20 protein-coding genes are annotated in these 21,390 nt (G+C 63.9%); 9 read left to right on the top strand and 11 right to left on the bottom strand.

Annotated features, from left to right (window positions below; genetic code table 11):
* Window positions 1-219: 219 nt before the first annotated feature.
* The 8 genes from LDZ23_RS21815 to oxlT all read left to right on the top strand — a co-directional run bounded on the left by LDZ23_RS21815 (window position 220) and on the right by oxlT (window position 9,238).
* Window positions 220-1,368, top strand: coding sequence for a glutathione-independent formaldehyde dehydrogenase (locus LDZ23_RS21815; protein WP_034470940.1), 1,149 nt, complete (start codon window positions 220-222; stop codon window positions 1,366-1,368).
* 167 nt (window positions 1,369-1,535) lie between these two features.
* Window positions 1,536-2,297: an SRPBCC family protein gene (locus tag LDZ23_RS21820; protein ID WP_051996434.1), complete on the top strand. Its 762-nt coding sequence runs from the start codon at window positions 1,536-1,538 to the stop codon at window positions 2,295-2,297.
* A gap of 11 nt (window positions 2,298-2,308) precedes the next feature.
* Complete coding sequence (locus tag LDZ23_RS21825; RefSeq protein WP_034470938.1) at window positions 2,309-3,481, top strand: zinc-dependent alcohol dehydrogenase; 1,173 nt, start codon at window positions 2,309-2,311, stop codon at window positions 3,479-3,481.
* 43 nt (window positions 3,482-3,524) lie between these two features.
* Window positions 3,525-4,655, top strand: coding sequence for an SMP-30/gluconolactonase/LRE family protein (locus LDZ23_RS21830; protein WP_034470935.1), 1,131 nt, complete (start codon window positions 3,525-3,527; stop codon window positions 4,653-4,655).
* Window positions 4,656-4,760: 105 nt separating this feature from the next.
* Window positions 4,761-5,216, top strand: coding sequence for a RidA family protein (locus tag LDZ23_RS21835; protein ID WP_008348110.1), 456 nt, complete (start codon window positions 4,761-4,763; stop codon window positions 5,214-5,216).
* Between the two features lie 127 nt (window positions 5,217-5,343).
* Complete coding sequence (locus LDZ23_RS21840) at window positions 5,344-6,102, top strand: GntR family transcriptional regulator (protein WP_008348112.1); 759 nt, start codon at window positions 5,344-5,346, stop codon at window positions 6,100-6,102.
* 134 nt (window positions 6,103-6,236) lie between these two features.
* On the top strand, window positions 6,237-7,856 hold the full coding sequence (locus LDZ23_RS21845; RefSeq protein ID WP_008348114.1) for a gamma-glutamyltransferase family protein: 1,620 nt from the start codon (window positions 6,237-6,239) through the stop codon (window positions 7,854-7,856).
* A gap of 101 nt (window positions 7,857-7,957) precedes the next feature.
* Window positions 7,958-9,238, top strand: coding sequence for an oxalate/formate MFS antiporter (oxlT, locus tag LDZ23_RS21850; RefSeq protein ID WP_244808217.1), 1,281 nt, complete (start codon window positions 7,958-7,960; stop codon window positions 9,236-9,238).
* Between the two features lie 21 nt (window positions 9,239-9,259).
* Here oxlT and LDZ23_RS21855 read toward each other — a convergent pair whose 3' ends face one another.
* Entirely contained in the window at window positions 9,260-10,111 is an 852-nt protein-coding gene (locus LDZ23_RS21855) for a LysR family transcriptional regulator (RefSeq protein WP_008348117.1), read from the bottom strand.
* A 134-nt stretch (window positions 10,112-10,245) separates the two neighbouring features.
* On the opposite strand from LDZ23_RS21855, the gene LDZ23_RS21860 reads away from it, so the two are divergent.
* The gene (locus LDZ23_RS21860; RefSeq protein WP_034470932.1) at window positions 10,246-11,118 is read left to right on the top strand and encodes a DMT family transporter; all 873 of its coding nucleotides are present in this window, start codon (window positions 10,246-10,248) and stop codon (window positions 11,116-11,118) included.
* 63 nt (window positions 11,119-11,181) lie between these two features.
* Here LDZ23_RS21860 and LDZ23_RS21865 read toward each other — a convergent pair whose 3' ends face one another.
* The 10 genes from LDZ23_RS21865 to LDZ23_RS21910 form a co-directional block, all read right to left on the bottom strand.
* Window positions 11,182-12,723 carry an amidase gene (locus tag LDZ23_RS21865; protein WP_008348121.1) on the bottom strand — a complete coding sequence of 514 codons (1,542 nt, stop codon included), beginning with the start codon at window positions 12,721-12,723 and terminating at the stop codon, window positions 11,182-11,184.
* 29 nt (window positions 12,724-12,752) lie between these two features.
* Window positions 12,753-13,517: an SDR family NAD(P)-dependent oxidoreductase gene (locus LDZ23_RS21870; protein ID WP_008348126.1), complete on the bottom strand. Its 765-nt coding sequence runs from the start codon at window positions 13,515-13,517 to the stop codon at window positions 12,753-12,755.
* 46 nt (window positions 13,518-13,563) lie between these two features.
* Window positions 13,564-14,214 carry an ANTAR domain-containing response regulator gene (locus tag LDZ23_RS21875; protein WP_008348127.1) on the bottom strand — a complete coding sequence of 217 codons (651 nt, stop codon included), beginning with the start codon at window positions 14,212-14,214 and terminating at the stop codon, window positions 13,564-13,566.
* Between the two features lies 1 nt (window position 14,215).
* Window positions 14,216-15,370, bottom strand: coding sequence for a transporter substrate-binding domain-containing protein (locus LDZ23_RS21880; RefSeq protein ID WP_008348129.1), 1,155 nt, complete (start codon window positions 15,368-15,370; stop codon window positions 14,216-14,218).
* An 81-nt stretch (window positions 15,371-15,451) separates the two neighbouring features.
* Window positions 15,452-16,438, bottom strand: a complete 987-nt coding sequence (locus tag LDZ23_RS21885) for an acetamidase/formamidase family protein (RefSeq protein ID WP_008348131.1) — start codon at window positions 16,436-16,438, stop codon at window positions 15,452-15,454.
* Window positions 16,439-16,450: 12 nt separating this feature from the next.
* Window positions 16,451-17,158 (bottom strand): ABC transporter ATP-binding protein, encoded by a 708-nt coding sequence (locus tag LDZ23_RS21890; RefSeq protein WP_008348132.1) that lies wholly within the window; start codon window positions 17,156-17,158, stop codon window positions 16,451-16,453.
* Window positions 17,155-17,865 (bottom strand): ABC transporter ATP-binding protein, encoded by a 711-nt coding sequence (locus LDZ23_RS21895; protein WP_008348134.1) that lies wholly within the window; start codon window positions 17,863-17,865, stop codon window positions 17,155-17,157. The genes LDZ23_RS21890 and LDZ23_RS21895 overlap by 4 nt, the downstream gene beginning before the upstream one ends.
* Window positions 17,862-18,944 carry an ABC transporter permease subunit gene (locus tag LDZ23_RS21900; RefSeq protein WP_008348137.1) on the bottom strand — a complete coding sequence of 361 codons (1,083 nt, stop codon included), beginning with the start codon at window positions 18,942-18,944 and terminating at the stop codon, window positions 17,862-17,864. The genes LDZ23_RS21895 and LDZ23_RS21900 overlap by 4 nt, the downstream gene beginning before the upstream one ends.
* An 8-nt stretch (window positions 18,945-18,952) precedes the next feature.
* On the bottom strand, window positions 18,953-19,822 hold the full coding sequence (locus LDZ23_RS21905) for an ABC transporter permease subunit (protein WP_008348139.1): 870 nt from the start codon (window positions 19,820-19,822) through the stop codon (window positions 18,953-18,955).
* A gap of 72 nt (window positions 19,823-19,894) precedes the next feature.
* Window positions 19,895-21,127 (bottom strand): urea ABC transporter substrate-binding protein, encoded by a 1,233-nt coding sequence (locus LDZ23_RS21910; RefSeq protein ID WP_008348141.1) that lies wholly within the window; start codon window positions 21,125-21,127, stop codon window positions 19,895-19,897.
* Between the last annotated feature and the right edge of the window lie 263 nt (window positions 21,128-21,390).

The following is a 21,390-nucleotide window of genomic DNA, read 5'->3' on the forward strand; positions in this document are numbered from 1 at the left end:
GCGCACCGTCACCAAGAATCCGGAAGCGCATGGCACTCACTATTTAGGATGGCGATAGATTGTCCGGCTTCAACCAGCAATAGCAGACGCTGTCTGCAAAGTGCCGGTCTGCATGAGAGAGGGACGTACCGCAGGTGGGTCTGCGGGTTTGTCGACGCCGACAGCCGCCGAAGGTTTCGCGGCTCAGGCTCTTCGCAGTTGAACTCTCGGGAGAAACATATGAAAGCCGTTGTGTATCGCGGTCCTCGTGAAGTTACGGTCGAGAATGTTCCGGATCCCAAGATCGAGCGTCCGACCGACGCCATCGTCAGAATCACCAGTACCAACATCTGCGGTTCCGATCTGCATATGTACGAGGGCCGAACCGACTTCGAGCAAGGCCGCATCTTCGGTCATGAAAATCTGGGCGTCGTTCAGGAGGTCGGGCCTGCCGTGGAGCGGATCAAGCCCGGCGACTGGGTGTGCCTGCCATTCAATGTAAGTTGTGGCCACTGCATGAACTGCGAGCGCGGCCTCACGGCGTTTTGCCTGAGCGCGAACCAGCCGGGAATCGCCGGCGGCGCATTCGGCTTTGCGGACATGGGTCCGTGGCCGGGCGGACAGGCCGAATATCTCCGGGTGCCTTGGGCCGACTTCATGTCCTTGAAGCTGCCGCCTGACGCCCAGCAGAAGCAGACCGACTACGTGATGTGCGCCGACATCTTCCCGACCGGCTGGCACGCGACCGAACTCGCCGGCATGAGGCCCGGCGACGCCGTGGTGATCTACGGCTCCGGCCCCGTCGGTCTGATGGCCGCGCACTCGGCGATGATCAAGGGCGCCCGCAGCGTCATGGTGGTCGATTGCCATCCCGACCGGCTCAAGCTCGCGGAGTCCATCGGCGCGATCGCGATCGATTATTCGAAGGAAGATCCGGTGCAGCGGGTCATGGATCTCACCCAAGGCATGGGCGCGGACGTGGGATGCGAATGCGTTGGCTACCAGTGCCACGATCCGGCTCCGCAACGCCACGAGAACCCCAATCTCACGATGAACAACCTCGTGTCGTCGGTCAAGTTCACCGGCGGGATCGGCGTGGTGGGCGTGTTCATTCCCGAGGATCCGGGCGCGCACGACGAACTGGCGAAGAAAGGTCAGATCGCGTTCGACTGGGGCAAGTGCTGGTTCAAGGGGCAGCACATCGCCACGGGCCAGTGCAACGTCAAGGCATACAACCGGCAATTGCGCGATCTGATACACGCGGGCCGCGCGAAGCCATCGTTCATCGTGTCGCATGAGTTGAAACTCGACCAGGCGCCTGACGCCTATCAGCACTTCGACGTGCGCGACCACGGCTGGACCAAGGTGGTCTTGCATCCGGGAGGTTAGCGAAGCGACGCAGCGATCGTGGTTGCATGAGCGCTCGGGCTCATCGCTCAATCATTGCCACGCGTGCAATGGGCTCGAGCGTCGCCAACATGTCTCGTCGATCCCGCTGCACGGTACGAACAGCGCAGCGGGCACCACGGCGATCAGTAACCTTTGGAGCATTTGTTATGGCAAGCAACATTCTTGCTATCCGGCCGCGCGAATCACTGAGGCGCGGCGGCCATTCTTCGGGCGTGTCGGCCGGAGAAGCCATGCAGGGCATTGGCTGGATCCCCGTCGCGCTCAGCGCGGCCTTGATCGTGTCCGGACTCGCCGGACGAAAGAAAGGCGCCGTGGCTCTCGCGCTCACTGCCTGCGCGGGCATGGCAGCGGCGAGTGCCGGGTACGGTGTCCCGCTCCATCGCGGACGGGCAGACAACAAGGGGCGAAGTGGGACCGCCGGCGCGACGCCGGAGGTGGAGCGCGCAATCACCATCGGCAAGACTGCGGACGAGCTTCGTCGGCTCTGGCTTGCGCCCGGGACGCTCCCGCAACTCGTGGCAGGCTTCGCGACGTTGCACCCGGCGGGCGACGGCCGCATGCGCTGGGAAATAAGGACGCCGCTCGGTCGCGCCTACCAATGGGAATCGGAGATCGTCGACGGCCCCGGCGGAGGCGTCGGCTGGCGCTCGCTGCCTGGCGCCGCCATTCCGAACGAGGGATCCGTCCGCTTCGACGCCGCCCCGAACGACCGCGGCACCGTGGCGACGCTGCACGTCCGGTTCGACCCGCCCGGCGGCGCGCTCGGTGAAGGCCTGCTGCAACTTCTCGGGACCACGCCGCTGAATCTGGTCGCGGACAACGCGCTGCGGCGCTTCAAGAGCCTCGTCGAGACCGGCGAGATTCCCACCACTGAGCGGCAGCCCGCTGCTCGCGCAACCACGCGTTAAGGAGAGTGAACATGCGAGCACTGTACTGGAACGGGGTAAACGACCTGCGCGTCGGGACTGTGAAAGACCCGGAGATCATCAATCCCCGCGACGCGATCCTGCGCGTCAGTCTGTCGACGACTTGCGGCTCGGATCTTCACTTCATCGACGGCTACATCCCGACGATGAAGTCGGGCGATGTCATCGGCCACGAGTTCATGGGCGTGATCGAGGAGATCGGCCCCGAGGTGAAGCGCCTCGCAAAGGGCGACCGCGTCGTGGTTCCTTCATTCATCGTTTGCGGGCAATGCTGGTATTGCCAGCACTCGCTCTACTCGTTGTGCGACAACACGCATCCCAAGCCCGAGCTACAGGCACCCCTTCTGGGCGGACATACGACCGCAGGCATCTACGGCTACACGCACGCGTTCGGCGGCTATGCGGGCGCGCACGCGCAATACGTGCGCGTACCGTTTGCCGACAACGACTGCTTCAAAGTCCCTGACGGCGTCGCGGACGATACGGCGCTGTTCCTCTCCGATGCGGCGCCGACCGGCTACATGGGCGCCGACTTCTGCAACATCCAGCCGGGCGACACGGTCGCGGTCTGGGGCTGCGGCGGCGTAGGGCTGATGGCGCAGCAAAGCGCGCGTCTGATGGGCGCGGAGCGCGTCATCGCGATCGACCGCTTTCCCGAGCGCTTGCAGATGGCGCGCGAGCACGCCGGCTCCGAGACGATCGACTATACGGCGGTCGACAGCGTCCTCGAAACGCTCATGGAGATGACCGGCGGGCGCGGCCCCGACGCGTGCATCGACGCGGTAGGAATGGAAGCGCACGGCACCGGGCCGCAATACGCGTATGACCGCGTCAAACAGGCGCTGCGTCTGGAGACGGACCGCGGCCAGGCGCTGCGCGAGGCCGTGATGGCCTGCCGCAAAGGCGGCACGCTGTCGGTGCTCGGCGTCTACGGGCTGATCGACAAGTTCCCGATGGGCGCCATCATGAACAAGGGCATGACGGTGCGCAGCGCGCAGCAGCACGGGCAAGCCTATATGGATCGGCTGCTCTCGCACGCGCAGAAAGGCGAGCTGAACCCTGCTTACCTCGCCACTCACCGCTTCTCGCTGGAGGACGGGCCACGCGGCTACGACATGTTCAAGCACAAGACCGACGGCTGCGTCCGCGCCGTGTTCGCGCCGTAAATTCGCCGCGCATCCCGAGTGCCGCCATGCAAAGGAAACGACCATGATCCGAATCGCAGCCGCGTCCGCCATCGTGGCGATGACGCTTCTCGCCAATGCATCCATCGCACAGCAGCACGCGGGGCCTACATCCGATACGCCACAACTGCAACAGGTCGCAAAATTCGAGCACCAGGTTACGGGCGTGACCGTTTCGAAGGATGGGCGCATCTTCGTCAATTTTCCGCGCTGGACAGAAGATGCGCCGGTCTCGGTTGCAGAAGTGACGCGCGACGGCCAGATCAAACCCTACCCGGACGACGAGTGGAATGCATGGCGCAACGAGAAGAAGAACCAGATGTCCGCCGGAGATCATTTCGTGTGCGTCCAGAGCGTCGTGACCGATGCACACGGCAATCTTTGGGTCGTCGATCCGGCCGCGCCAGCCACGGCATCGCTCGTGCCGGGCGGACCCAAGCTCGTCAAGATCGACCTCAAGGCGAACCAGGTCGCGCAGGTGATCCGCTTCGACGAGAGCGTCGCGCCTCAGGGAAGCTATCTGAACGATGTGCGGTTTTCGCCGGATGGTCACTATGCCTACCTGACCGATGCCGGGGCCAAGGGAGCGCTCGTGGTCGTGGATCTGCAGACCGGCAAGGCCAGGCGCGTGCTCGGCGGCCATCCGAGCACGCAGCCGGAAAAGGACGTGGTCGTCAGGATCGACGGGCAGCCGCTACGCCGACCCGACGGACGCGGAGTCGAATTTGCCGCCGACAGCCTCGCGCTTTCGCGCGATGGGCGCACGCTCTACTGGAAAGCACTGACCGGTCGCACGCTCTATCGCATCGCGACAAACGCATTGCAGAACCCGCGTCTGTCGGAGAAGGACCTCGAAGCGCGCGTGGAGCGTGTCGCCGAGACGGAGCCGACCGACGGTCTTTGGATCGATGAGCGCGGGCGACTTTATCTGAGCGCGATCGAGCAGGACGCAGTCAGAGTCCGTGACGGGGATCGCATCACGACCCTCGTGCAGGACAAGCGGCTGCGCTGGCCCGATACGTTCTCCGAGGGCCCCGACGGGACCCTCTACGTTACGAGTTCCCACATCCAGGACATGAGCTGGTTCAAGCCCGAGACAGGCCCCCGCCTCGAGACGCAGTTGTGGCGCATCGAGGGAATCGGAGCGAAGCAGTGACGCGCAGGACGGGCCGCCCTTCTGGAAATACAAATCGCGATCGCGATAGCCGAGGATATTGACCGGGTTACGCTAGTGTTTTGATCACATCACGGTGAGCCGAACATGAACGTATCCGAACGCCTTGCACAAGCGGGGATCGAACTGCCGGCGCCCATCGCGCCGCTCGGCTCCTATCGAACGGTGTCGATTGCGGGCAGTCAGGTCTATGTTTCCGGTCTCGGGCCTTTCGAAAACGGCAAGCCAATCGTCGGAATGGTCGGCGGCGACATGTCTGTCGAAACGGCGCGCCACGCGGCGCATCTGACGATGCTGATGATCCTGGCTTGCGTCGATCAAGCCTGCGGTCTGGACAACATCGAGCGATGCAGCCGGCTGACGGTCTACGTGCGCGCCGAACAGTCGTTCACGCAACATCCGCAAGTGGCCAACGGCGCCAGCGACCTCTTGCTGACATTGTTCGGACAAGACAGGCTTCCCGCTCGAAGCGCGCTCGGCGTGCATACGTTGCCGATGGGCATCCCGGTCGAGATCGACAGCATCTTCGAATTGAAGCGATAAATCGCGCGGCAGCTTCGCTGGCGAACGCGCCATTTATTCACAAAGCGATTCTTGCCGTCCAGCAATTCTGGCGACGCGCAGCCCTTTGATAAGCTTCCCGTCCATGCACGCTACCCCGCTCACCGTTATGGCCGACGCAAGCCTTGTCAACGCGCAAGACGCCGCGCTGTCGCGCGCGGATCACGTTTATTACACGCTGCGCGAGGAAATCTTCGACATGCGGATCCTGCCCGGCGACCGGCTGACGGAAGGCGCCATTGCGGAACGCTTCGGCGTATCGCGTACGCCTGCACGCGAAGCGCTGCAACGCCTGCAAAGCGATGGCCTGATGCAAGGCTATGTGCGCGGCGGCTGGGAAGTGGTGCCCATCGACAACAAGCGTTTCGACGACCTCTACGAGATGCGTCAGATGATCGAGGTCTTCGCCGTGCGCAAGCTCTGCAATGGCGAAACGCCGCAAGCCGATCTTAACTTGCTGCTCGATGCGCTCGATCGCATTTGGCGCGTTGGCCGTGCGCGCCGGGTCGTCGATGGACGAAAGCTCGTCGAACTGGACGAATCGCTGCATCATGCGCTGGTAGCGGCCGCGGGCAACGATGAACTCACCGCGACGATGCAGCGCGTCACCGACCGTATCCGCGTGGTGCGCCGGCTCGATCTCGTGAAGGGCGATGGCATCGCGGAGACGTATGAAGAGCATGCCGCCATTCTCGATGCCATTCGTCGCGGCGACAGCGCATCGAGCGTCGAACTGGTGTCGCGTCATATCAGCGGCAGCCAGGCAAGCGTGAGCGGCCTCACGATGCAGCGCCTGCTCGGCGCCCGCACCGAAGCGGGGCGTTCGAGCGTCGCGCACGCACCGGCGCGACCGCGGCGCACCATCTGACGGCATCGCCGCGCTTCCTTCAAACATGCGGCAAACCACGCTGCAAGGCATAGTCAGCAAGGCTCCATAGGGTTTTCACGGACGCCTGGCACGGAACTCGCATTGACGATTTCGTTGTATACAAGGAAACGTCGATGTCTCTGGAAGTCTCTGCTGCAATCAATCCCACACGCGGCTCGCGCGGCATGGCCGTGGCGCCGCATGCGCTTGCATCGCAAAGTGCGCTCGCCGTCCTTCGCGAAGGCGGCAACGCCGTCGAAGCGATGATCGCGGCCGCCGCCACCGTCGCGGTGGTTTATCCGCACATGAACAGCATCGGCGGAGACGGCTTCTGGCTGATCTCGCGTCCGGGTCACGCGCCGATCGGCATCGAGGCGTGCGGTGCGGCAGCGATGCGCGCCGACATCGGCACGTATCGCGCGCTGGGCCTCGACGCCATTCCTGCACGCGGCCCGCTCGCGGCCAACACCGTCGCGGGCACCGTCTCCGGTTGGGACTTCGCGCAGCGCTTCTCGAAGAACACGCTCGGCGGACGCCTACCCGTTGCGCGTCTGCTGGAAGACGCGATTCATTATGCGAAGGCGGGCATTCCCGTCACGCGCAGTCAGTCCGACTGCATGGCGGGCAAGTGCGGCGAACTCGGAAACGTGCCGGGCTTCGCGCAAACCTTCATGCCCGATGCCCGCGTGCCGCGCACCGGCGAGCGCTTCGTCAACGCGCGTCTCGCCGCAACGCTGCAACAGCTCGCCGATGCCGGTCTCGACGACTTCTATCGCGGAGATCTGGCGCGCAGCATCGCGCACGACCTGTCGTCGCTGGAAACGCTCATCACCCTCGCCGATCTCGAACGGCACACGGCTCGCGAACGTACGCCGCTCGCGCTCACGCATACGCTGGGCACCGTCTACAACATGCCGCCGCCGACGCAAGGTCTCGTGTCGCTGCTGATTCTCGGCGTGCTGGACCGCGTGCTGACCGACGACATGAACCCGCTCGGCCCCGAGTTCGTCCATGCATGCGTCGAAGCGACGAAGCTCGCCTTCAAGGTGCGCGACGAACACGTGACCGATCCGGACCACATGCGCATCGATGCCGTCACGCAACTCGATCCCGCCGCGCTCGATGCGATGGCCCGGCAAGTGTCGATGTCGCGCGCCGCGCCCTGGGGCCGTGGCCGCGGTCCCGGCGATACGGTCTGGATGGGCGTCATCGATGGCGATGGCGTTGCCGTCAGCTTCATCCAGAGCATTTATCACGAGTTCGGCAGCGGCATCGTTCTCCCGCAGTCGGGCATCAACTGGCAGAACCGGGGTTGCAGCTTTTCGCTCGATCCGTCGTCGCTCAATCCGCTGATGCCGGGCCGCCGTCCGTTCCACACGCTCAATCCCGCGCTCGCCCGTTTCGCCGATGGCCGCACGATGGTCTACGGCAACATGGGCGGCGACGGCCAGCCGCAATCGCAGAGTGCGGTGTTCTCGCGCATCGCGCGATTCGGCTGGAATCCGCAGGCCGCGATCGATGCGCCGCGCTGGCTGCTTGGCCGCACGTGGGGCCAGTCGACCGACTCGCTCAAGCTGGAAGCGCGCTTTCCCGACGAGACCATCGACGCATTGCGCGCGCTCGGTCACGACGTCGAAGTGCTCGCCGCCTACGACGAAGCGATGGGGCACGCCGGCGCAATCGTTCGGTATCCCGATGGATTATTCGAAGCCGGTCACGATCCACGCAGCGACGGCTCAGCCGCCGGCTGGTAACGCTCAACACGCTCTTGCTTCGAAGTGATCCGGTTCCGCGCTCGTCGAACCGGAGGGCACGACTCATCCTTTTTTATCCGCACATCAACCGGGGAACGCCTATGAACACACGCATCCAGACACTGCACGACGATGCGGCCGCGCCCGCGATCGCCGCTCACAACCGCTGGCTGCAACTCGGTCTCGGCCTGCTCTGCATGATGTCGATTTCCAGCCCGCAATACGTGTGGACGCTGCTGACCAAACCGCTGTCGGCGAAGCTCGGCGTGCCGCTGCCCGAGTTGCAGGTCACGTTCTCGCTGCTCATCATCCTGCAGACGTTCTTCTCGCCGTTTCAGGGCAAGCTGATCGACCGCTTCGGTCCGCGCCTGCTGATTTCGCTCGGCACCGTCATGTCGGGCCTGAGTTGGGTGCTCTCGTCGATGGCCGCGAGCACATCGATGCTGTATCTCACCTACGGTCTCGTGGGCGGGCTCGGCACGGGCATCGTGTATGTCGGCGTGGTCGGGCTGATGGTGCGCTGGTTCCCCGACCGGCGCGGCTTCGCGGCGGGCGCGGTGGCCGCGGGCTACGGCATGGGCGCAATCGTGACGACGTTCCCGATCTCGGCATCGCTGGCGGCGCGCGGTCTCGATGCGACGCTGTCGATCTACGGCATCGCGTTCGCGGTCGTGGGCTTCGTCGCATCGCAAGGCTTGCGCGTGCCGCGTGACGAAGCGCCGGCGAAGGCATCGGCGGTGGCGGTATCGAACGTGCCGAATCTGCGTCCTTCGCAAATGATGAAGTCGCCGCTCTTCTGGCTCATGTTCGCCATGATGACGATGATGTCCACCTCGGGCCTCATGGTCACATCGCAGATGGCGACCTTCGCGGCGGACTTCGGCATCACGAAGGTCGTCGTGTTCGGCATGGCCGCGCTGCCGCTCGCGCTGACCATCGACCGCTTCACCAACGGACTCACGCGCCCGCTGTTCGGCTGGGTCTCCGACAAATTCGGCCGTGAAAACACGATGTTCTTCGCCTTCGCGCTCGAAGGCGTGGCGATGGCGCTGTGGCTCCTGACGCGTGACAACGCCGTCTTGTTCGTGCTGCTCTCGGGCGTCGTCTTCTTCGGTTGGGGCGAAATCTTCTCGCTCTTCCCGTCCACCTTGACGGATACCTTCGGCACGCGCCACGCCACCGAAAACTATGGCTGGCTGTATATCTCGCAGGGCATCGGTTCGATCTTCGGCGGTCCGCTCGCGGCGCTCTTGCATCAGCACGCGGGAAGCTGGGTGCCGGTGTTCAGCGTCGGGATCACGCTCGACATCGTGACGGCCGTGCTCGCGATGTTCGTGCTGAAGCCGATGCGGGCGAAGTTTCTCCAAAGAGCCGGCGCTTGAATGCTCGAATCGCGCGCGGCGCTAAAGCCGGAACTGCTGCCGCAGCGCCGTTGCGAGCAGATCGATGGCCTCGGTTGCGCGTCCGGTGTCACCGCGCATCAACACCACCTCGTGATCGGCTACATGCGCAAGACCGTCGATCACGCGCATGTCCGCGGTGACTCTTGCCCGGTCGAGCAGCGTCACCGCGAGCCCTGATTCGACGCACGCCTTGATGACTTGCGTCGATGCGCTGTCGAGCACGACTCGCCACTTGCGCCCCGCGGCTTCCAGTGCGTCTGTCATCGCCAAACGATAGGGACACGGCTCGGCGTACAGCGCCAATGGAACCGGACGTGACTCGTCGAGCGCGAACGTCGGACTGCCGACCCAGACGGGCGTCGTCAGCGTCAGTACGTTCGCCGATCTGCTTCGGTGCGCGGGCTGAACGAAGATCGCCAAGTCGAGCTTGCCGCGCGCGATCTGATCCCGCAGCTTGAAGCTCGGCGCGGTCTTCACTTCGAGCACCACGTCGGGCCAACTCGTCGCGAAGTCCGGCAGGATGTCATGAATCACGTGAGCAGCGTATTCGTCGGGGATGCCGAGCACGACGCGGCCCGCCAGCCGTTTGCCCTTGATCTCGTCGATTATCCGGTCGTGAGCCGCCAGCAACTCGCCCGTGCTCGCCAGCAACCGTTTGCCCAACACGGTCAGCGTGACCGACTGATTGTCCCGCTCCAGCAATCTGCCGCCCGCAGCGGCTTCCAGACGCTGAATGTGAAGGCTCACCGCCGCCGGACTTCGGTTGACGTGCTCGGCCGCCGCCCGGAAGCGCCCCAGCCGCGCTATCGCGTGAAAGGTCCGCAGCAGTTCGATGTCTAGCACTGTGCTCATCGTGTGATCCCGGGTGGTTTAGCGTTGTTGAACGACCGGATCAGTATATTTTGATTTTCGAATCCACGGCGGCGCGCTAGTGTGGATGCATGGCGAGAACATACACAGACCAGCCCGTGCCGGGACGGAGCCCCATGCCGCTGCCTTTTCTCGAAGCGGCAATGGTGCTCACCTGGAGTTCGGGCTTCATCGGAATGCGGTTCTCGGCGGACTATGCGCCGGTCTATCTGGTGACGTTGTGGCGGTTCATCGCGCTGTCCATCGGCTTGTTTCCGTTTGTGGCGCGGGAGATGCGGCATGCGCCCAAGTCTGTTCTGATCCGGCAATCATGCATCGGCGCATTGGCGATGGCCGGCTATCTTGCGGGCGTCGCGGGTGGCGTGCAGCTTGGCGTGCCCGCCGGTCTGGCGGCCCTCATCGCGGACTTGTTGCCTGTCGGCGTGGTGCTGATTACCACGTGTCTCTTTCGCCAGCGCAGCCCGGCTGTCGTGTGGGCCGGATTAGGGCTCGGTCTTGCCGGGACGCTGATCGTCTGTCGCGATGCCCTTTCTCTCGGCAGCGCGCCCGCATGGGCCTATGGACTGCCGGTCGCGGGGATGCTATCGCTCGCGGCGGGCACCGTCTGGCAGCAACGTTCTTCGCACTGCGGCACCCTGACTCCGCTCGGCATGCTCTGGCTGCAGAGCTTGGTGTCGTGCCCGATCTTTCTCGCGTTGCAAGCATCTCAAGGCCGCATTGCACCGATGCTGTCCGCCGGTTTCGCGGCGAGCGTCGCGTGGAGCGTCATCTTCGCGACGCTCGGCGGATGCGGTCTTTACTGGGCGTGTCTGCGGCGGACATCGTCTGCTCGCGTGACGAGCGTTCTGTTCCTCAGCCCGCCCGTCACGCTGATCTGGGCATGGGCGATGTTTCGCGAGCCGCTATCGTGGCTGATGGCTCTCGGCACGGTGATTTCCGGCGCGGGAATACTTCTTGTCGTCAATCGCAGCAGCGGCGATGGCGGCTAGCGCGGGATTCGTGCGGCCCGCCCGCAAAGGCGAGCCATTCGACGCACGCGCGTGCAACCCGCGTCAGGCGAGCACAGGCGCCTTCCGCTTGCCCGCGCCTTGCTCATACGCATAGGCCAACGCGAGCAAGGCGCCTTCGTCCCACTGGCGGCCCACGAAGATGAGGCCGAACGGCGAGCCCGACGCGTAATAACCCGCCGGCACCGCGACGCCCGGCAGACCCGCGATATTGATCTCGCCCACGGTCGTTTCCTGAATGGTGTCCTTGCCGTGTAGCGGCGGAAGCTCGCAACGCATCTGCGGGAAGACGAGCGCGTCGAGCCGTTGCTCGTCGAACACCTTGTCGAAGATACGCAGATAACGCGCCTTCAGTGCGACGAATTCGGGCATCTCCGGCGGCAGCGACGGATTCGCCAGCGCGGCCTTGAAATCCGCCAGGTTATGCATGAAGTTCAACACGCCGTCCGGACCGAATGCGTCTTCGTCCTGCGTGGCCTGCGCGAACTCCGCGAAGGTCTTCAGCGCCGCGCCCTTGCCGAGCCGTTCGAGATACTTCTCGACATCGTAGGGAATGGATTCGAGACCGCGCGCATCGAAATTGGCCAGCGGCGCAGTCGTCTTGCGCAGATCGGCGAAGCCCGAGCCTTGAAACGGATCGTCGATCAGCGTCGCGCCGAGCGATACCAGTTCGCCCTTCGCACGCTCGTACAACGCGGCGGCTTCGTCGGAAAGCGGCTGATTGCGCCACCCGGGACCGTAGAGCCCGATGCGTTTGCCCCGCAGCGCGTTGCCGTCCAGCGCGGCCGCATAGCCGCCTTCCGGTTGCCGGCCCACGCTCGCGAGCGTCTTCGGGTCTTCGCTCGTGTAGCCGGCGAGCACGTCGAGACACAGCGCGGCGTCTCTCACGTTGCGCGCGATCGGCCCGACGACATCGCGGTTGCCCGACAACGGCACCACGCCCGCATTCGGCACCAGACCGATGGTCGGTTTGATGCCCACGAGATCCTGCGCCGATGCGGGATTCTGGATCGATCCGCCGGTTTCCTCGGCGAGCCCGAGCACCGCCATGCCCGATGCCACCGCCGACGCCGTGCCCGCGCTGCTGCCGCCCGGCACGCGGTCGCGCATTGGGACATTGATCGTGGGGCCCGCCCAGCTATCGTTGGCGTGCGAGCCGGTGTGGCTCAGGATCGGCACGTTCGTCTTGCCGAGCAGAATCGCGCCCGCACGACGCATGCGCGCGACGACCGGCGCATCGCGCTCGGGCATCAGATCGACGCCGCCCGTCTTGCTGTACAGCTTCGACCATCCCGCGGTGGTCGGGAAGCCGACCATGTCCATCGGGTCCTTGATGACGACCGGCACGCCCGCGAGCGGCCCCAATAATTCACCGGCCGCGCGCCGTTCGTCGATGCTGCGGGCATCGTCGAGCGCCGCCGGATTCAGAAAGATCAGCGCGTTATAGGTGCCGTTATGGCGCTCGATCCAGTCGAAGCAGGCCCGCGCCAGTTGCTCGGCCGTGAACTTGCCGCGCTTGAATCCGTCCTGCACGCTCTCGACCGTGAGGTTGACGAGATCGATGTCGATCGCACTGCGTGTTTCCATTCGATGCCCCCGTTGAGTTGCCCGGTTTGTCAGAGTTGAACGCCGCGCGTGAGCGCACCATCGACGACGATGTTCGCGCCGCTCACGAAGCTCGCCGCCGGACTCGCAACGAACGCCACCGCATTCGCGATCTCCTGCGGCTTGCCCATGCGGCCGGTCGGATTGAGCGCCAGCGCGCGTTCGAACAGCGCCGGATCGTTGTGCTCGATCCAGTCCCACACGCCGCCTTCGAAGTACACGTTGCCCGGCGAAACCGTGTTCGCGCGAATTCCCTTCGATGCGAGTTGATTCGCGAGCCCCTGCATGTAATGCACGAGCGCGGCCTTGAAGACGCCATAAGGTCCCGCAGCGAAGTCGATCTCGCGTCCCGATACGCTCGAAATCGCGACGATCGAAGCAGCCTTGCTCGCGGTGAGATACGGCATGGCGGCATCGACGAGATTGACCGTGCCGAGCAGATCGGTCTCGAACTCCTTGCGCCACGATTCGATGTCGTTGCCGATAGCAAGCGCGCTCACGTTGGCCACGAGGATATCGAGCCCGCCCCACTCGGCACCCACGCGCTCGACCCAGGCCTTGAGCGCCGCGCCATCCGACACATCGACGGCCGCGCCCGATGCCCGAGCGCCGCTCAGTTCGGACAGCGCGCTCGCAGTCGCCGCGACGCTGGCCGCGTCGCGTGCGCAAATGGCCACGTCGGCGCCCTCGGCAGCCAGCGTCCGCGCAATCGCGAGACCGATGCCCTTGGTTCCGCCGGTGACGATCGCCTTCAAGCCCTTCAGTTGCAGGTCCATGTTCGTCGCTCCTTTGTACGTCGATGAAAATGGCGGCACGACGCGCTCACTCCCGGTCGCGCCCGTCCTCCGTTGAAAGTCCGCGCGCGATCTGCAGGACTTCGCCCGCCTGAATGACGGAGTGGCAGATATCGTCGATGGTCACGCGCTTTTCCATCGCCTGCGCGCGCAGCATGTCGTACGCTTCGCGCTCGCTCACGCGATGCATGATCATCAAAATGTTCTTGGCTTCCTGCAGATGCCGGCTGTCGAGCAGCTTCTGTTCGAGCCTCGCGATGCGTTGCGTATGCTGACGCGCGCGCCTCGCGTGATAGAGCGCCATCACCACGGTGGACAAGAGACCGGAGGCGCGAATGGGCGTCGTGACAATGCCGTCCGATCCCAGCTTGATGGCCTGATCGATGAACGTCGGGTTCTCATACGCCACCACGCAGATGACGGGCGGCGCATCCGGACCGCTCCACTCGCCCTTCGGCGCACGCTCTTCGGGCAGCAACGCGCGAAACACCAGATCGGTCTTCTCGGGCAGCGTGTCCGTGGGCGGCCAGCATCGCTCCACCTGAAAGCCCATGCGCCTCAGATGATTCGTGAGCGTCAGTCCGTCATCGTCATCGGGATGAAACACGACGACGCGCGCATTGCGCTCGAGAATCGAACCCGTCAGGCTTCGCTGGCCTCTGTCTGTTCGCGCGCTCACGTCAGTACTCTCGCGTGCTCAGCTTCGTGACCCAGTCCCCGAGCGTCTGACGCGTCATGTACGGATCGGGGCCGACGGCGAACTTGGACTCGCGCAGGATCGTGAACTGGCCGTCGGCATTCGCGCGGCCGATGCGCGGATAGAGCGCCATGTGATGATTGACCGGATCGATGCGCACGCGGCCTTGCGGCGCAGCGTATTCCGAGCCGAGCAGATGCGGCATGATCGCCCCGATCTCGTCGGAGCCCGAGCGCGCGTAGGCTTCGGCGAACATGTGCATCTGATAGTACGCGGCCTCCCAGTTCATGTCGGTCGGGGTATCGGAGCCGTAGCGCGACTGATGATGCGCCACCGCGCGATGATTCTCTTCCGTGTCGATGCTCTGAAAATACGGCGCCGCCGTGATGTGCCCCGCCGCGATGCCACGCTGCATCGCGTGGATTTCCGTCTCCGATGTGTTCAGGCTGCCGATCGGCATGCGCGACGGATCGAAGTCCGCGTGCGCGTAGGCATCGTAGAGATACGGCACGGTCGCGCCGATGACCGTGCTGAAGATCCAGTCCGGCGACTTGCGCCGGATGTCCGCGACGACCTGTTCGAACTGCTCGCGCGTGGCGTCGAGCGAAAGATAGCGTTCGCCGAGGATCGCGCCTTCCGGATGCTGAAGCAGCAGCTCCTGCATGGTGCGGTTGCATTCGTACGGATAGACATAGCTCGAACCGACGAAATACACGCGCGCGCCGAACGTCTCCGTCATGAAGTCCGCGAGTTGCACGCCGTTCTGATTGGGCGACGCGCCGCTGTAGATGATGTTGTCCGAATACTCGAAGCCCTCGTACATCTGCGCGTAAATCAGCAGACGGTTGTGCTTTTCGACGACGGGCAGCATCGCCTTGCGGCTCGTCGATGTGTATCCGCCGAAAATCGTATTGACGCCGTCCTTCACGATCAGACGCTCCGCAAGCTCGCGGAACGCAGCCGGATCGGACGCGGGATCGTAGTGGACGGCGACGAGCTCGCGCCCGCCTATGCCGCCGCGCGCATTGATCTCTTCGACGGCGAGGCGCGCACCACGCCATTGAGACTGCTCGAGCAACGCGGTCGAGCCGCTCGTCGAGCACAACAGGCCCACTCGGATGGGATCGGACAAAGCCATTTCGTGACACGCTCTCGAATGCGCGCGGAACGGCGGCCCCGCGCGTGATACCAACTGCTCTGGATTCGTCTGACTGACGCGTTATTTGAGGTAGTGCTTGGCGACCATTGCGCCAACCGTATATTTTGGATCGACAAAATTGCCCAGTCGAACCTTGCCGACCTGACTCAGCATCATGTACGCGTCCCACTTGTCGAAGCCGTATTCCGCGGCCATCCACAGCACGAGTTCACGGTACGCGATGCGCGTCGCGTCTTCCAGCGGCCGCGCGCTGCCGATGCTCATCAGCGCATCTTCGTTTTCGAGGCGCGGCCAGTCGATCTGCCACTTCTTGATGAGATCGACGCGCACGGTCGTCGTGCTCTGATATTCGACGGCCGTGCCGCAGACTTCGCCGTCGCCCTGACAGGCGTGTGCATCGCCGATGAACAGCCGTCCGCCCGGCGAGCGCACCGGCAAGTACGTGATGCTGCCCGGCCCCATGTCGGGCACGTCCATGTTGCCGCCGTGATTGTCGGGGGTGAGCGAATTGATCGAATCGATTTCGGGTGAAAGACTCAGCGTGCCGATATGCGGCTTGTACGGCAGCGTGTTGCGTTTGCTCCAGTACACGTTTTCTTCGTCGATCTTGATCTTGCGCACCACTTCGGGCAGCGGCTCGTTCAGGAGCGCGGTGTAGTCCGTGCCCGTCAATCCGCCGAAGTTCGGGATCATGCAGCAGAAGCCGTGCGGATCGTCGCCGCGCGGCGCCATCTTTTCGATGTAGACGGCGACCACATCGCCCTTCTCCGCGCCCTCGATCATGATCGGCCCGTTCTGCGGATTGAGGAACGGCACCTGCAGCACTTGCGACGGCTTGTCCGTCTCCTCCCTGATCTTGCCTTCGAACGCGTCGCGCGTTTCCACGACGACGCGATCGCCGGGCTTCACATGCAAGACCGGCTGCGAGTACGGGCCGATCGTGTAGTGATACGTCTTCTGCATTTCCTCGGTCAGATGGTGTTCCACCGGCTCGCGATCGGCGCCGACGCCACGCTTCATCATGATCGAGTCTTCAAGCCATTTCATGTTTCGTCTCCGTCACAGTGCCAGATACTGGCGAATCAGTTGTTCGTCCGCGAGCTGCGCGGGGCTCAGCGTCTCGACGATGCGGCCCTTGTCCATCACGCAGCAGCGCGTCGCGATGCGTTCGACCATCCCCATGTCCTGCTCGACCAGCACCACGCCGATGCCCGTTTCACGCGCGATCTGCTGAAGCGTCTCGCCGATCAGATCGACGATCGATGGCTGGATGCCTTCGGACGGCTCATCGAGCAATACCACTTTCGGCGAACTGATGAGCGCCCGCGCGATCGCAAGCTGCTGCTGTTCGCCGCCGCTCATGGTTCCGGCCTTCTGCTGGTAGCGCTTCTTCAGAATCGGAAAATAGCCGACCACCTTGTCCTTCATCTGCGCCGCCTGCGCGCGATTCGCCTGCGCGCCGACCTGCAGGTTTTCCGCGACCGTCAACGCGCCGAAAATCTCGCGGCCTTGCGGCACGTAGCCCATGCCCTTCTGCGCGCGAACATACGGCTTTTCGTGGCCGATGGATTCGCCATCGAGTTCGATGCTCCCCGCATCGAGATCGATCAGCCCGATCAACGCGCGCATCAGCGTCGTCTTGCCGACGCCGTTGCGCCCGATGAGCGCCAGCACTTCGCCCGCCCCGACGCTCAACGACACGCCGTTGAGCACGCGTCCGCCGCCGTATCCCGCTTCCACGCCCGACACTTGAAGCAACGCGCTCATTTCTTCTTCCCCAGATAGACTTCCGCGACATCGTCGCGTGCGAGGATCTCGTCGAGCGGGCCATCGGCGAGCAGGCTTCCTCCGTGCAACACCGTCACGCGCGACGCGATCTGCTTGACGAAGGTCATGTCGTGCTCGACCACCATCATCGTGAGACCCGCAGCCGACAGACGCTTGATGAGCTCGCCGGTCGCATGGGTTTCCTCGACGGACATGCCGGCGACGGGTTCATCGAGAAAGAGCAGCTTCGGACGCAGCGATACGGCCATCGCGATTTCGAGCCATTGCTTCTTGCCGTGCGACAGATTGCGCGCGAGCACATGTTCCTCGTTTTCCAGCATGAAGCGCTGCAAGAGTTCATCGAGGCTTTCGGGGCGATCGTCCTTCGCGCGATGCAGCGACAGTTGCAAGTGCTGACGCACGCTCAGGTCCGGGAACACGCCGGGAATCTGGAACTTGATGCTCATGCCCATGCGAATGCGTTCGTGCGGCAGCACATGACTCATGTCCTGGCCGAGAAACATCACGCTGCCTTCCGACGGCCGGTGCTCCCCCGTGATGAGCTTGAAGAACGTGCTCTTGCCCGCGCCGTTCGGCCCGATCACGCAGCGAATCTCGCCTGCATCGATGCGGAAGTCGATGCCGTTGATGACGTGCGCGCCGCCGAAGTGCTTCTTGAGTCCGCGCGTTTCCAGCAGCGTGGTCATGACTTGCCCTCCTCCCGTTTGAGACATGCGCCGCCGCGCGGCGCATCCTGACCCGCGCGGCCCTGCATACGCCGCAGATGCCGCGCGACGAACGGCAGCAGACCTTCCGGCGCCGCGAGCACGACGATCAACAGGATCGCGCCGAGCAGGATCAGCGCGTACTGGCTGCCGTACACCGCGAGATTCTGCGAAAGCCACACGAGGAGCGCCGTGCCGAGAATGGTCCCGCCGATGCTCTTTCTGCCCGACGTCGCCACCCAGATCACAGGCATGGCGGCGGACGTGAGGCCCATCGTCGAGGGCGTGATGTAGGAGCCCCAGATCGTGTACAGGGCGCCCGACAATCCGCCGAGCGCGCAGCCGAGCACGAACACGAGCAACTGATGCCGGCGGATATCGACGCCCAGCATCTCGGCGCGCTGCGGATTCTCGCGAATGGCGATGAGCGTGAGGCCGAACGTGCCGTCGAGCAGCTTGCGCATCGCGGCATAGACGACGATCAGCAGAATCAGCACGAGGTAGTAGAAGCTCGCGTTTTCCAGCGTGAGCGGTCCGCCCGGCCAGGGAACCGTGAGCGGCGGCATGCCGCCCATGCCGTTGTAGCCGTTCAGGCGCGCTTCGCCGATCGCCCATTGCGGACCGGCCGTCTGCGACATGAACGTTTCGAGCACGAGCGTCACCGACAACGTGACGATGCCGATGAACACGCCCTTGATGCGGCCATAGAAGATCATGTAGCCGATCAGCGCCGCCGCGACGATGCTCACCACCAGTCCCGCGCCGAGACCGAGCCACGAATCGAACCAGGCATCGCCGTAATTCAGCGTGAAGATGCCGTAGCTGTAGCCCGCCAATCCGAAGAAGGCGGTCTGCCCGAAGGACAGGATGCCGCCATAGCCCCACATTGCGGCGAGGCCGACCGCGCCGAACGCCCACAACAGGCAGTACGCGAGATTGCCGCTCGTTGTGGCATCCACGACGAGCGGCAGCGTGAGCGCCACGAGCCAGGGCACGTAGTGCGCCGCGCGAGTCGTGGCGCTCGCGGGAGATAGCCGCGAAGGCTCTTTCGTTTGCTTCACATTGCCTCCTAGCGCGCGCGGGAAAAGAGGTTGCCGAGACCTTGCGGCATCAGCCGGATCACGACGATGACCGTCACCAGCAGGCCGATCTGCCCGAACAACTGACCATACGAGGCCGTGAGCGCGGTCTGGATGACGGCGAGCACGGCCGCGGCGGGCGTCGTCCCCGCGATCACGTTCGCGCCGCCGACGACCACCGACACGAACGCCTGCACGATGAAGTTGCTGCCCATCGTCGGCACGGCGGTCATGGTCGGCGCATAGAGCGCGCCGGTCAGGCCCGCGAGTCCCGCGCCGAGCGCGAACGTCAGCGTATAGAGACGGTCCGTGCGCAGGCCGAGACATTGCGCGATGCTGGCGTTCTGGATCGTCGCGCGGGCGCAGACGCCGTAGTTCGTCTTGAAGAACAGCAGATAGAGCGCGAACAGGATGGCCAGGGCGATGCCGGGCAGCACGGCGCGGTACGTCGAAAACGAATAATCGCCGAGCGAGAACGATCCGAACGGCGTGCCGATGCCTTCTATCGAAGGTCCGGCGACGAGCAGCATGGTCTGCTGCACGATGAGGCTGATTGCCCACGTCGCCACGACGGAATCGAACAAGCGGTCGTACAAGTGGCGAATCACGAGCCGCTCGATCACCACGCCCGCGAACGCCGCCGCGAGCGCCCCGAGCAGCATGGCGAGAGGAAGCGGCAAGCCGCGCTTGGCCGCGATGATCGTCACGTAGGCGCCGCACATGATGAACTCGCCATGCGCGAGATTGATGACGCCCATCATGCCGAAGATGACCGCGAGACCGAGCGCCGCGAGCACCAGATAGGCGAAGCTGTCGCCGAACTGATAGACGAGCGAATAGAGAACCGAAAAGGTGGCCATGCATGCTCCACGTTCAAGAGACCTGCGCGCGCCCGTCGTGTGCGGCGCGCGCGCCGGCCCGGATCAGGACGATCAGGACTTCTTGGGCAGGTTCGACGGCGTGTACTGGCGATGATCCGGCTTGTTGGGCAGATCGCAGCCCACCTTGCCGAGCCAGTACGGCTGGACGTCGTCCCAGACCTTCGGAATATCGACCGAGTGATCGTCCTTCACATGCACGAGGTAAATGGTGTGGCTCGCGTGATGGCTCTTCGGGTCCATGCACACCTTGCCCTGCGCGCCTTCCGTGCAGATGCCGCTTTCGAGCGCCTTGCGCACCGCGTCCTGATTCGTCGTTTTGGCTTTTTCGACGGCTGCCTTGTAGAGATAGATGGCGTCGTACGCGTTCGCTGCTTCCTGATTGATGTACGGCTCGTTCGGGAACTTCGCGTGGAAGCGCTTCTTGAAGTCGTTGCTGGCGGGCGTATCGACTTCTTCGACGTAGTTCGCCGTCACGTACATGTCCTTCAGCGCAGGCGGTTTGAAGCGCTTGTGCTCGTACGCCTGACCGACGTTGACCGAACTCGCCATCGGCAGATTCAGATGTGCCGACGCCTGCTGCTCGTAGTACGACGCCTGATTCGCGCCGACCAGCAACGTCACCACGAAGTCGGGCTTCGCCTTCTGGATGTTCTGGATCGTCTGTCCGAACTGCGATACCGACAGCGGAATGAATTCCTCGCCGGCCATCGTGCCGCCGTTCTCCTTGACGATGTTGCGGACCCACTCGGCGGAAATCTGCCCGAAGTTGTAGTCGGCGGCGATGGTGTACACCTTCTTGCCGTACTTCTGCATCATCCACGGGATCAGCGTCGAGAATTGCTGTTCGGGCACGGCGCCCGTGACGAACGTGTTGGTATCGCACACGCCACCTTCGTACTGATTGTCGTACCAGTAAAGCTGTTTCGCGCGGTCCATGATCGGCCGAATCGCTTCGCGAGATGCGCTCGAGAATGCGCCGAAGATCACATCGGGCTTGTCGGTCTGAACGAGACGCCGTGCCAGTTCCTGGAACTTGGTGTTGTCGGATTGCGTGTCGTAGGCGATCAGCGAGACAGGACGTCCGAGGATGCCGCCCTTCGCGTTGATCTCATCGACTGCGAGTTGCGTGGCGTGAATTTTCGGAATGGTCGCCAGTGCGAAGTTTCCCGAGGCATCTTCCAGCAGGCCGATCTTCACGGGATCGGCGGCACTCGATGCGAGCGAAGTCAGTGCAAGTCCTGCGGTAAGGGCGAGACGCATCCAGCCCGACGGCTTCAGCAACATGCGGATTCTCCAGAAATGAGCGCTAGAACAGGGGGAAAAACGCGGACAAAAAAAAGCCCCCTGACGAACCGCGGGTTCGTCAGGGGGCTTCTGTGCCGGATCCTCGGGCGGACATCTTTGTCAGGCCGCGAGGTATGGAGCCCAGTCTAATGCGTCAAATTTTTCCTTGTCAACGGTGGACAAAAATCGCCGGATGGCCGAAATCGCACGCGCGGCACAGGCGCCGGTGAAGCGGCGGGCCGGACGATATGCATAAATCCTAT

Origin of the sequence: Caballeronia zhejiangensis (assembly GCF_022879815.1) — a bacterium.
GTDB classification, from domain to species: Bacteria; Pseudomonadota; Gammaproteobacteria; order Burkholderiales; family Burkholderiaceae; genus Caballeronia; species Caballeronia zhejiangensis.